We start from the raw sequence: 12,135 nt of genomic DNA on the forward strand, positions 1-12,135 counted from the left end.
GCTCGTGATCACTGGCCCTCCTCGGGGGACGTATCCGACGTCGGCGTCAGCCCGATGGCTCGGGCCCAGAGCGTGGTCAGCAGCCCGACGGCCGTCTCCTCGTCGGCCCGCTCGCCCAGGTCGAGCCAGACGTGCGCGAAGTGCTCCACCATGCCGCCGAGCATGACGGCGGTCAGCCGGGGGTCGAGGGAGGGGTCGGCCAGCCCCTGGTCCTGGAGCCGGCGCAGCCCCTGGGCGCCGCGCCGCACGAACACCTCGCGCAGCTCCAGCAGCAGCTCGCGGAAGCTCTCCTCGGCCGTCGCCGCCTGCTCCAGCATCCGGATCAGCCGCGAGTTGGCGGCCCAGGCCCGCAGGTAGAGCCGGTTGGCGGCCTCGATGCGGGCGTACGGCTCGCCGGGCGCGGCCGGCCCCACGACGCTCGCGGTGAACATCTCACCCACCACCGCGGCGGCGACCTCGCGGAACAGCGCCTCCTTGGAGTCGAAGTACGTGTAGAAGGTGCCGTGCGAGACCCGCGCGCGGGCACAGACGTCATCGACCCGCACGGCCTCGTACCCGTGCTCGTCGAACGCCTCGCGGCCGGCCTGCACCAGCGCCGCCCTGGTGCGCCGGCCACGGGCGGTCAGCGGATCGGACTTGACGATCACGTCAACCACCCTAGCCGCGCCGGGCCGGGGAACGAAAGGCCCTCCGTGACGCGCGTCACGGAGGGCCTTCGGGATGGGCGGGGGCCTGCGGGCCCGGCGGGTCAGGTGCAGTGGCTCCAGCCGGACTTCCAGGTCCGGGTGCCCCAGGTGCCGCCCCAGATGACGCACTTGTTCTTGGCCGCCAGCCGGACCGGCCCGGCGTAGGCGGTGAACCTGCCGGGGTTGCTGGCGCTCGGTCCGTCCTTGACCTGGAGGAGGGCGTTCATCTGCACCTTGCCGGGATGCACCATCTTGGACAGGGTGACCACGCAGTTCCTGCCCGCGCCCGCGTTGTAGAGCAGGTAGATCGTCGCGCCGTCGCCGAGCGGGCGGCTGTTGATCACCTTGTAGCCCGCGCCGCACACCCCGGTGGCGGTGTACGGGTTCGGCTGCGGTGCCGGCTTGGCCGGCGTCTTCCGGGTGGCGGGGAGCTCCTTGACCGGTCCGGAGGTCGTCGGGGTGGTCGGCTCCGGCTCCGGGGCCACGCTGTCGTCCGACTCCTTCGACGCGGTCGGCTTCGGCTCCGGCCGCTCGGTCGAGGGCTTCTTCGTCGAGGGCTTCGCGGTCGGCCCGGCACTGGGGACGGTGCTGGGGACGGTGACCTGGTCCTTGTGCTGCTTGCTCTCCGCCGGCACGCTCTGGATCGGCTGGAGGTCCTCGGGCGTCTCGGTCTTCGGGTCCTCGGCCTCCTCGAGCTCCGGCGGGCTCACGGGCTCAAGGGTCGGCAGGACGGACGGGTCGACCGCCGGCTGCTGGGAGGGCAGGCCGTTGCCTGCGCCGGTGGTGGGGGTGGCCCGCGAGGCGTTGTTCACCGGCCGCACCACCTCGGTCTTGTCGCCGGCGCCGCTCTGCGCCTGGACCACGACCGCGCCGCCGACCACGAGCAGGGCCGCGGCGGCGGCGCCGGACAGGGCGAAGGTGAGCGTGCGGCGCTGCTTCACGGCGGAGGGGTCCGCGGGCGTGGCCGGCCGGGCGGGCGAGCGGCCTTCCGGCTGACGCTGTCCGGGGACGCCGTGCGGGGGAGCGCCCTGCCCGGGAGCCTGCCCGCCGGGCGGCTGGGCGCCGAAGCGGTGGCCGGGCTGCCCTGGCTGCGGGCCGTGCTGCTGGGGTCCACCCTGGGGTCCACCCTGGGGGCTGCCCTGCTGCGGGCCGCCCGGCTGGGCGTGGCCGGCGTGCGGCCCGCCCTGCTGCTGAGGGCCGGGGTGCTGAGGGCCGGGGTGTCCCGGAGCGCCCGGGAAACCCTGGTGCGGTGCGGCGGCCTGCGGCGCGACGCCGTGCGGTCCGGTGCCGTGTGGTGCGGCGCCGGGTGCGGCCGCCTGCGGGGCGGCGCCGTGGGGTCCCGTCCCGTGCGGGGCGGCGCCGTGGGGTCCCGTCGCCTGTGACGCGGCCGCGTGCGGGGCGGCGCCGTGAGGAGCCTGCGGGCCGGGGGCGGAGGGGCCGGCGGGGTGCTGACCCGGCTGGGACGCGGCCTGCTGGGGGCCGGTGGAGCCCTGCTGGGCGGCGCCGGGGAAGGGGATGAGGCGCTGGCCGGTGACCGGCTCGATGGCCGTGTTGGGCGCCGGCTGCCCGGTGAGCCGCACGATCAGCTCGTCGGCCGTGGGCCGCAGCGCGGGGTCCTTCGACAGGCACGCCGCCACCAGCTCGCCGATCGCGCCGTCCATCCCGCCGAGCTGCGGCTCCTCGTTCAGGATGCGGTTCATCACCACGGGGATGGAGTCGGCGCCGAAGGCGGGCTTGCCCGTCGCGGCGAACACCATGGTGACGCCCCAGGCGAACACGTCCGCCGCCTCCGACACCACGCCGCCGCTGAGCTGCTCGGGCGCCAGGTAGGAGGGCGTGCCCATGGCCATGCCGGTGGCCGTGGCGCCGGGCGAGTCCAGCGCTCGGGCGATGCCGAAGTCGATCACCACCGGGCCCTCGGGGCCCATGAGCACGTTCGCGGGCTTGAGGTCGCGGTGCAGGATGCCGGCCCGATGGATCGCCGCCAGCGCCGTCGCCGTGCTGATCGCGAGCCGTTCGAGCGCCGCTCCCCGGCGCGGACCCTCGTTCAGCACCAGCTCGCGCAGGGACGGTCCCGGGACGAACTCGCTCACGATGTACGGCCGGCTGCCTTCGAGGTCGGCGTGGAGCACCGGGGCGGTGCAGAACCGGGCGACCCGCTGGGCCACCGACACCTCGCGCAGGAACCGGGTGCGCGCCTCCGGGTCGGCGACGGCGGCGTGGTGCAGCAGCTTGACCGCCACCTGCTCGCCGGAGTCGCTGCGACCCAGGAAGACGACACCCTGCCCGCCCTCTCCCAGCCGGCCGAGGAGCTCGTAGGCCCCCAGCCGTCGCGGATCGTCCGCCGCCAACGGCTGGTGTTGATTCACGTCGGACCCCCAAGACGCATGCATAAATATCGACAACTGGGGCAGAACGCTACCAGCGTGGTGCTTGGTACGTGGGGCGGACGTGACCTATCTTTCACGTTTTGTTGTCCTGTGTCAGCGGTCGTGTGCGGACCGTGTTCACCGGCCCGCACGCCGTCACCGCCCGTGAGGTCAGATGGCCTTGCCCGGGTTCAGGATGCCGAGCGGATCGAACACCGCCTTGATCCCCTGCTGCACCTCCTGCGCCACCGGCCCCGACTCCAGCGCCAGCCAGCGCCGCTTGAGCAGGCCGACGCCGTGCTCCCCGGTCAGCGTGCCGCCGAGCTCCAGAGCGTGCCGGAAGACGTCGTCGGCCGCGGCCCACACGTCGGCGGGCGGCTCGGGCAGGCCGCGCTCGAAGATGAAGACCGGGTGCAGGTTGCCGTCGCCGGCGTGCGCCACCGTGCAGATCTTCACGCCGTGACGGGCCGCGGCCGCCTCGATCGCGGTGATCATGTCGGGCAGCACCGAGCGGGGCACGCACACGTCCTCGACGAGGCAGGCGCCGAGGCGCTCCTTGGCGTCGTAGGCCATCCGGCGCACGCCGATCAGCTCCTCGGTCTCCTGCGGGCTGGAGGAGACCGCCACGAACGTGGCGCCGTTGGCCACGCAGAGCCGCTCCATCCGCTCGACCACGGCCTGGCCGTCGGCGGCGTCGGACTGGCCGATGAGCATGGCGTTGGTGCCGGGCTCCAGGCCGATGTTGCGCCAGTCGTCGATCGCCTCCAGCGTGGCCCGGTCCAGCAGCTCCATCAGCGACGGCTGGCAGCCCGCCGCCATGATGGCCGCCACCGCCGCGCCCGCCTCCCGCAGCGAGCCGAACTCCGCCGCGAACGTCGCCGGCGGCGCCGCCGGGGCGCGGCGCAGCCGCACGGTCGCCGAGGTGATCACGCCGAGCGTGCCCTCCGAGCCGACGAAGAGGCCGGTCAGGTCGTAGCCGGTGACACCCTTCATCGTGCGGCGTCCGGTCTGCAGGATCCGGCCGTCGGCCAGCACCACCTCCAGGCCCAGCGCCGAGTCGCGGGTGACGCCGTACTTCACGCAGCGCAGACCGCCGGCGTTCGTCGCCAGGTTGCCGCCGATCGTGGAGATCTCGTACGAGGACGGATCGGGCGCGTACATGAGCCCGTGCTGCCTCGCGGCCCGGTCGAGGTCGGCGGTGATCACGCCGGGCTCGACCACGGCGATCTCGTCGGCGGGCGACAGCTCCTTGATCGCGGTCATCCGGTGCAGCGACAGCACGACCGAGCCGTCACCGGCCGTCGACGCGCCCGCCAGGCCGGTTCCCGCGCCGCGCGGCACGACCGGCACCCGGTGCTCGCTCGCCCACCGCATGGTGGTCACCACGTCGTCGCGCGAGGCGGCGAGCACCACCCCCAGAGGCTTGCCGGGTTCGACGAAGGTGCGGTCGCGCGCGTAGGAGTCGACCACGTCGGGGTCGGTCAGGACACGGCCCTCGGGAAGGGCGCTCACCAAGGCGTCTATGGGTCTCACATGAAGAACCATACGGTTTGCTTGTATCGAGGCTTAAGGCCAGACTGCCCGGGTGGAAGTGACGTGTCCGGTGTGTTCCCAGGCCGACCAGGTGATCTCCGTTCCCGGGGCGGTGGCGGCGGGTACCACGTACCGGATGGGCCGGGTACGCCTGCCCGGTCAGCGTGAGGTCGCGGACCTGCCGATGGCGGCCACGCTGGGCGCCTCCAGGCACGTGATGAGCCGCACCCAGCTCGCGGTCTGGCTGTCGTTCCCCAGCCGGCACTACACGCCCTGGGCGCGCAACCAGGGCTACATCCTGCTCGGTGTCGCGGCTCTGGTGCACCTCGTGGTGGCGCTGGTGATCGCGATGGGCAAGGACTCCGGCTGGGGCGAGGTGCTGCTCGCGCCGTTCTGCCTGACAGGGGTGTTCTGGGGGTTGGGGCTGCTGCAGGTGCTCGGCTCGTACGGCGCGCGCAAGCGTGACCTCGCCGAGGCCCCGGCCCGCGAGCAGGCGCTCAAGGTGTGGGAGAAGCTCTGCTACTGCCCCCGCGACAACGTCGCCTTCGAGCCGGGCGTGGACGTCTCGTTCCACCCGGGCGAGACGCGGGAGTACATCTTCGGCTTCCGCAACCGCGCCGGCTGAGCGGGCCGTCCACGCCGGAGCGCCCCGGCCCGCGCCTGCGTGCCGGGGCGGCGATCGGGGTGGGTCAGCCGCGTTCCTCGGCGACCAGCCGGACGCACACCGCCAGGCCGGTGATGGCCTGCTCCAGCTCATCGAGGTCGGGGTAGGTGGGCGCGATGCGGATCACGCGGTCGTCGGGGTCGGTGCCGTAGGGGTGGGTCGCGCCGGCCGGGGTCAGCGCGATGCCCGCGGCCTTGGCCCGGGCCACCACCTCGGCGGCGTGCGGGACCTCCAGGCTGATGAAGTAGCCGCCCCGGGGGCTGGTCCAGCGCGCCAGGCCGCCCAGCTCCTTGGTCAGCACCCGGTCGACCAGCTCGAACTTCGGCCAGATCAGCTCGGCGTGCCGCCGCATGTGGGCCGCGACGCCGTCGGCGTCGCGCAGGAACTCCACGTGCCGCAGCTGGTTGATCTTGTCGGGGCCGATGGACTGCTTGGCGGTGTTGGCCAGGAACCACTCGACGTTGGCCGGCGACGAGCCGAAGAACGCGACGCCGGAGCCCGCCAGGGTCACCTTCGAGGTGGAGCCGTAGACGAACACCCGGTCGGGGTTGCCGTGCTCGGCGGCCAGGGCCAGCACGTCGGCCAGCTCGGCCGGGTCGCCGGTCAGGTGGTGCACCGCGTAGGCGTTGTCCCAGAAGATGCGGAAGTCGGGCGCGGCGGCGGGCATGGCGGCCAGCCGGCGCACGGTCTCGTCGCTGTAGACGATGCCCGAGGGGTTGCTGTACTTGGGCACGCACCAGATGCCCTTGACCGTGGCGTCGGCCGCGACGAGCCGCTCCACCACGTCCATGTCGGGGCCGTCGGCGCCCATGGGGACCGCCACCATCTTGATGCCGAAGCGCTCGCAGATGGTGAAGTGGCGGTCGTAGCCCGGCACCGGGCACAGGAAGGTGGTCTCCGGCTCCTCCACCCAGCGGCGCGCGGCCCCCGGGAGCGGGCTGAGCAGGGCGTGCACGATCGTGTCGTGCATCATCGTGAGACTGGAGTTGCCGCCGACGACGAGCTGCCCCGCGGGCACCTGCAGCAGCGGGCCGAACAGCTCGCGCAGCTCGGGCAGACCCTGCAGGCCGCCGTAGTTGCGACCGTCGGTGCCGTCGGCCGTGCGGTAGGACGTCGGCAGTCCGAGCATGTCGTCGGAGAGATCCAGCTGGCGCGGTGACGGCTTGCCACGGGTCAGGTCGAGCGTGAGCCCACGCTGGACGAGGTCGGCGTAGTCGCGCTGAGCGTTCACGTGATCTTTCTCCTCGGATCGGGTCGCCCTCGAAGGATAGAAGACGCGCGCCGCCGAGGAGGAAGCAGTCCGGAATGTGGATGTCTGCCGGACCAGATCGAACATAGGTCGCAAATACGTTACGTCTCAACTACGGCCTTTACGTCCGCTTTACTGACCCTCTACCGTCCGGACATCGCACCCCCATGGTCACGGCCCGGCGACCCCGGGCAGAGAGGGTTCCATGTGCCCAGCACGAAACGCCTGTTAGCAGCGATTCCGGCGGCCGCGCTCCTGGCCGCCGCTCTCACCGTCCCCTCGCCGGCCTCCTCGGCCGCCGAGGCGTCCGTGGCACGGTACGAGCCCAGCGCGTCCGACTACTACATCAACTACGCGCCGCCCCGCGTGGAGCCCGACCCGAAGGAGCCGGCCGTCCCCGGCACGCGGGCGCGGGCGCGGGCGGAGAACCCGGCGCGGGAGTACGACCGCAAGTTCGCCAGCGGAAACCCGGCCGCCGCCCGGGTCCTGGCCGCACGCGAGGCCGAGGCCATCAGGACGGGCCGCAACCCCGCGGAGTTCATCTTCAAGAAGGCCGGCCAGACCAAGACCGCCAAGCTGCTCACGCTGCTGGTCGAGTTCAACGAGAACGCGAACGACGACTTCTCCGGCTTCAACCGGCTGCGGACCGTCGACAGCCCTCCGGACGACTGCGTCGTCGAGCCGGCCGGCACCAGGATGAACGGCCCCCTGCACAACAAGATCCCCGACCCGGCCACGCTGCCGAAGAAGGACAACAACTCCTTCTGGGTCAAGGACTTCAGCACCGAGCACTTCAACAAGATGCTCTACACCGACACCGGCATCACCGAGCGGGTCCGCCCCGACCTGAAGGACCCCCGCGACGGCAAGCCCGGCATCGACATCTCCGGCCACACGCTGAAGAAGATGTACGAGGAGATGTCCAAGGGCGCCTACTCGGTCACCGGCTCGGCGGTCGGCTGGCTGAAGGCCCCGCACTCCGAGGCGTGGTACGGCGCGGCGGCCTGCGGCGGCGCTCCCCAGGACATGTCCGGCCACCCCGACAACCCGCTCGGGGCCGGCCAGCTCGCCATCGACGCGGTCAACGTCCTCGCCCAGACGCAGCCCGGCTTCCCGTGGGCCGACTACGACGTGGAGGACGTCTCCGACGCCGACGGCGACGGCAACTTCGCGGAGCCCGACGGCGTGATCGACCACCTCGTCCTCGTGCACGCCGGCAAGGACAAGTCGTCCGACGGAGGAGCCGAGGGCACCTACGCCATCTGGGCCCACTCCAGCGCGGTCGCCGGCGGCTACAAGGTGCCGGGCACCAACTTCAAGATCTCCAACTACATCGTGCAGCCCGAGGACTCCGGCGTCGGCGTCTTCGCCCACGAGTACGGCCACGACCTGGGCCTGCCCGACCTGTACGACACCTCCGGCTCGGCCAGCTCCGCCGTGGACTTCTGGGACCTGATGTCCAGCGGCTCGCACTCCGGCCCGATCTTCCAGTCCATGCCCACCCACATGGGCCTGTGGGACAAGTGGGTGCTCGGCTGGGCCAACCCGAAGGTGTTCGACCCCGGCGACGCGCCGAAGCTCGTCACGGTCGGGCAGTCGTCGCGCACGCCGAGGCTCACCCAGGACGGCGTCCGGGTCAACCTCGCCTCCGAGCCGCTGAAGATGATCGACCCGCACAGCGGCACCGGCACCTGGTGGTCCGGCATGGACCAGGAGTGGGCCAACGTCACGCTCACCCGCGACATGCCCGTGCCCGCGGGCACCGACGTCCGCCTGTGGATGTGGAACAACTACGAGATCGAGCAGGACTGGGACTTCGGCTTCGTCGAGGTGTCCACCGACGGCGGCCAGACCTGGACCCAGCAGAAGGTCTACGACGAGGCCGGCGCCGAGGTCACCACGCCCGACGGCTACCCCGACCCGAACAAGAACCTCGCCACGTTCGGCAACAAGAAGTACGGCCTCACCGGCGACACCAACGGCTGGCGGCACGACTACGTCAACCTGACCCCGTTCGCCGGGCAGACCGTCAAGCTGCGCCTGACGTACAACACCGACGCCGCCTTCACCCCGCGCGGCTGGCACGCCGACGACTTCCAGCTCACCAACGGCGCCGAGACGGTGTGGAGCGACGACGTCGAGGGCGGCGCGAACGGCTGGAAGGCCACCGGCGGCACCTTCACCAACACCAGTGGCCAGGGCTGGACGATCAACAACGGGTTCCGCGAGATCTCCCGGTTCTACCTGGCCGAGTGGCGCAACTTCGACGGTTTCGACAAGGGGCTGCAGTACGCCTACGACACCACCTACTCGCGTGACGGCGCCTGGAAGGTGGAGAAGGTCAAGTACAACGCCCCGGGCCTGCTCGTCTGGTACCGCGACTCGACCTACACCAACAACTCCCTCGTCCCCAACCTGCAGCTGCCGCCGAGCATCGGTTCCAAGGGCAGCTTGCTGCTGGTCGACTCGCACTACGAGCCGCTGCGCCGCACCGGCACCGCGGCGGAGAAGGACCCGACCAGGCACAAGAACATGGAGGGCCGCTCGCAGACCTCCAACGCGGCGTTCTCCTTCACCAGGACCTACCCGTTCAAGGAGTGCCTGGAGGCGCCGGACGAGCCGTTCAGCGAGTACTGCACGGACGTCAAGCCGCTGAAGGGCGTGCCGAACTTCACCGACGCCAAGACCTGGTACCCCGGGTTCGAGGTGCAGGACGGCACGCTGTACTACCGCGACTTCGACGCCTCCGTGGTGGTGCCGTCGAAGGGCGACCAGCCGTACAGCACGCGCGTGGTGCACCTCGACGGCACCCCGGCGACCGAGCTGTACGGCACCGACATCGGCGGCGGTCACAAGCTCGGCACCGGCGACCCCGGTGACGAGGGCAAGGCGCTGGGCGTCCAGTTCAAGCTGGTCAGCCCGCTGCCGGGCAACCTGGGCGCCATCGTCCACGTCACCCCGCCCCAGAAGTGACCGGAGAGACGAAGAGGAAGTGACCCGAGGCCGCCCGCGTCGAGCGGGCGGCCTCGGGTAGCACTGTGTGCGCCTCAGGTCGGCCGCGTCGAGCGGGCGGCCTCGGGTAGCACTGTGTGCGCCTCAGGTCGGCCGCGTCGAGCGGGCGGCCTCGGGTAGCACTGTGTGCGCCTCAGGTCGGCCGCGTTCAGCGGGCGGCCTCAGGTAGCACTCTGTGCACCTACGATTGATGACCATGAGCGCACTCCGCACCAAGGCCGAGCACACCGAGGCGATCCGCACGGACCGCCGGGTGGCATTGGTGATCAACACGCGCTCCCGCCGCGGCAGGCGCCACTACTTCGAGGTGATCGAGCAGATCCACGCCCTCGGCTTCGAGCCGCTGGCCGAGATCGGCGTCTACAACCCCAAGCGCCTGCGCGACCTGCTCGACACCGCCCTCGCCACCGGTCCCGACCTGCTCATCGTGGGCGGCGGCGACGGCACCCTGTCCTCGGCCGTGCGCCACGTCGCCCACCGTGACGTGGCGCTCGGCGTGCTGCCGCTCGGCACCACCAACAACTTCGCCCGCAGCCTCGGCCTGCCGCTCGACCTGCCGGGCGCCATCCGGGTGTTCGCCACCGGCAAGGTCGCCGACATCGACCTCGGCATGGCCGACGACCGGCCGTTCGCCAACCTGGCCAGCTTCGGCGTGTCGGTCGAGGTGGCCGGCAAGGTCAAGCCGTGGCTCAAGCGGGTGCTCGGCCGGCCCGCCTACCCGCTGACCGCACTGACGATCCTGCCCGGGCACCGGCCGTTCCGGGCCGTGATCACCGTCGACGGGCAGCGCCACGAACTGCTCACCCACCAGCTCAACATCGCCAACGGCCGGTTCCACGGCGGCTGGCAGGTGGCCAAGGACATCAGCATCGACAACGGCATGCTCGTCGCCTACCAGCTCGGCTCCGGCAAGAAGCTGCGGCTGCTCGGCGAGACGCTGGCGCGGGCGACGACGGGCCGCTGGCGCAGCCTGGCGGGCGGGCCGTTCGTGATGGGCCGAGAGATGCTGCTGGAGACCGACCCGCCGATGGCGGCCGACGTCGACGGCGAGGTGCGGCTGCGCACGCCGATCCGGCTGCGGGTGGTGCCCAACGGGGTGCGGGTGATGGTGCCGGACGCGTTCGAGGACCGCTGAGCGGCCCGCGCGTACAGTGGAGGCATGAACCCTCCCGGATCGTGGTGCGAGCGGCCCCGGCCGCAGGCTCCCTCGTGCGAGCTCCCGTCCCCGTGGAGCCCGCCCCGCAAGCCCGGCAACTGGTGCGAGACGGACGAGTCGCCGGTCCTGTCGGTCGTCGGCCTTCTCCTGCGGGTGGCCCGCAAGCGCTGAGGTGCCGGTGATAGAACCCCGGATGGCTGGGTAGTCGCTCTCCTCATCAGAGGAGGCGACGACGTGAACGACACCCACAAACTCGTCAACGATCTTTCCGAGCAGGTCTCCCGGCTCGTCAGGGACGAGTTGCGGCTGGCCAGGCTGGAGCTCACGCGCAAGGGCAAGCGCGCCGGCTTCGGCGCGGGCCTGTTCGGGGCGGCCGGCCTGGTCGCGTTCTTCGGCGGCGCCACGCTCGTGGCGGCCGTGGTCCTGCTGCTGTCGCTGGTCATGCCCGCCTGGGCGGCCGCGGCGATCGTGGCCGTCGTGCTGTTCGTCATCGCCGCCGTGATCGGCCTGATCGGCCGCAAGCAGGTCAAGCAGGCCGCGCCGCCGGTGCCCAGCGAGGCGATCGCCAGCGTCAAGGCCGACATCGACGTGGTCAAGGAGAGCGTACGGCGATGAGTGAGACGGACCCCGGATACAGCAGGCAGCATGCCGGGCAGGTCGGCGCCCACCGGTCCACGGTGGGAGCGCCGACCGACCACGAGTCCATCAACGTGCCCCAGACCCGGCCCGGCGCGGAGGAGAACGCGCGTCGCGCCGAGGCCGCGCGCGAGGAGCACGAGGTCTTCGACCCCGAACCCCCGCTGCCGGACGAGCGCACCGCGCTGATCGAGGACCGCGAGGGCGAGGCGCGCTCGCAGACCCGCACCGGCGACACCCACACGGGCAGGACCCACACGAACAAGAGCCACACCGGCAGGACCCGCACGGACGACACCCCTGCAGGTGGTCCGCGCACCGGCGGCGCCCGCTCCGGGAACCCCGGGCCCGGCCGCGACCGGCAGGCGGCGCCGTCCCGGCGGGCCGATCCCCACACCGACGACGAGGAGGAACACGTGCGCAACCGTATCCAGGAGACCCGCGCGGACATGGGCGACACCGTGGCCGCCCTCGCCCACAAGGCCGACATGAAGGCCAGGGCGAGCGAGGCCGCCGAGGCCGCCAAGGGCAAGGCCGCCGAGGTGGCCGGCACCGTGAAGGGCAGGACGGCCGAGGTCGCCGGCACCGTGAAGGGCAAGACGGCCGAGGTGGCCGGCACGGCCAAGGGCAAGGCGAGCGAGGTCGCCGGCATGGTGCGCGAGGCCACGCCCGAGCAGGTCAAGGACGCGGCCGGCAAGGTCACCACCCAGGCGCGCAGGCGGCCCGTCCTGCTGGTGGCGGTGGCGGGCGCGATCGGCGTGCTCGTCGTGCGCCGGATGAGAGCCCGCCGCCCCGTCGGGCGCACGAGGCGCTTCCGGGGCCGGTAGCCC

General features: G+C 72.1%; 10 protein-coding genes. 6 read left to right on the top strand and 4 right to left on the bottom strand.

All coding sequences use genetic code 11. From position 1 onward, the window contains the following. Window positions 1–8: 8 nt before the first annotated feature. The 3 genes from CXR44_RS10015 to CXR44_RS10025 all read right to left on the bottom strand — a co-directional run bounded on the left by CXR44_RS10015 (window position 9) and on the right by CXR44_RS10025 (window position 4,588). The gene (locus tag CXR44_RS10015) at window positions 9–647 is read right to left on the bottom strand and encodes a TetR/AcrR family transcriptional regulator (RefSeq protein WP_180903287.1); all 639 of its coding nucleotides are present in this window, start codon (window positions 645–647) and stop codon (window positions 9–11) included. A 101-nt stretch (window positions 648–748) separates the two neighbouring features. Next, a complete protein-coding gene (locus CXR44_RS10020; RefSeq protein ID WP_245899030.1) occupies window positions 749–3,055 on the bottom strand; it encodes a serine/threonine-protein kinase in 2,307 nt (768 codons plus the stop codon). A gap of 171 nt (window positions 3,056–3,226) precedes the next feature. Continuing rightward, a complete protein-coding gene (locus CXR44_RS10025) occupies window positions 3,227–4,588 on the bottom strand; it encodes an FAD-binding oxidoreductase (protein ID WP_245899031.1) in 1,362 nt (453 codons plus the stop codon). Between the two features lie 52 nt (window positions 4,589–4,640). Here CXR44_RS10025 and CXR44_RS10030 point away from each other — a divergent pair, with 52 nt between their 5' ends. Continuing rightward, on the top strand, window positions 4,641–5,213 hold the full coding sequence (locus CXR44_RS10030; protein WP_144069915.1) for a hypothetical protein: 573 nt from the start codon (window positions 4,641–4,643) through the stop codon (window positions 5,211–5,213). Between the two features lie 64 nt (window positions 5,214–5,277). Here the strand turns inward: CXR44_RS10030 and CXR44_RS10035 are convergent, their stop codons facing one another. Further along, a complete protein-coding gene (locus CXR44_RS10035) occupies window positions 5,278–6,483 on the bottom strand; it encodes an aspartate aminotransferase type Ic (protein ID WP_245899032.1) in 1,206 nt (401 codons plus the stop codon). A 225-nt stretch (window positions 6,484–6,708) separates the two neighbouring features. Here CXR44_RS10035 and CXR44_RS10040 point away from each other — a divergent pair, with 225 nt between their 5' ends. The 5 genes from CXR44_RS10040 (at window position 6,709) to CXR44_RS10055 (ending at window position 12,132) form a co-directional block, all read left to right on the top strand. After that, on the top strand, window positions 6,709–9,474 hold the full coding sequence (locus tag CXR44_RS10040) for an immune inhibitor A domain-containing protein (RefSeq protein WP_101784840.1): 2,766 nt from the start codon (window positions 6,709–6,711) through the stop codon (window positions 9,472–9,474). Between the two features lie 235 nt (window positions 9,475–9,709). Beyond that, window positions 9,710–10,648 (top strand): diacylglycerol/lipid kinase family protein, encoded by a 939-nt coding sequence (locus tag CXR44_RS10045; RefSeq protein WP_101785389.1) that lies wholly within the window; start codon window positions 9,710–9,712, stop codon window positions 10,646–10,648. Between the two features lie 24 nt (window positions 10,649–10,672). Continuing rightward, window positions 10,673–10,840: a hypothetical protein gene (locus CXR44_RS39340; protein ID WP_180903289.1), complete on the top strand. Its 168-nt coding sequence runs from the start codon at window positions 10,673–10,675 to the stop codon at window positions 10,838–10,840. A 63-nt stretch (window positions 10,841–10,903) separates the two neighbouring features. Beyond that, on the top strand, window positions 10,904–11,284 hold the full coding sequence (locus CXR44_RS10050) for a phage holin family protein (protein ID WP_101784841.1): 381 nt from the start codon (window positions 10,904–10,906) through the stop codon (window positions 11,282–11,284). Further along, on the top strand, window positions 11,281–12,132 hold the full coding sequence (locus tag CXR44_RS10055) for a DUF3618 domain-containing protein (protein ID WP_101784844.1): 852 nt from the start codon (window positions 11,281–11,283) through the stop codon (window positions 12,130–12,132). The genes CXR44_RS10050 and CXR44_RS10055 overlap by 4 nt, the downstream gene beginning before the upstream one ends. Window positions 12,133–12,135 lie beyond the last annotated feature (3 nt).

The organism is Nonomuraea indica, assembly GCF_002850745.1.
Lineage (GTDB): Bacteria > Actinomycetota > Actinomycetes > Streptosporangiales > Streptosporangiaceae > Nonomuraea > Nonomuraea indica.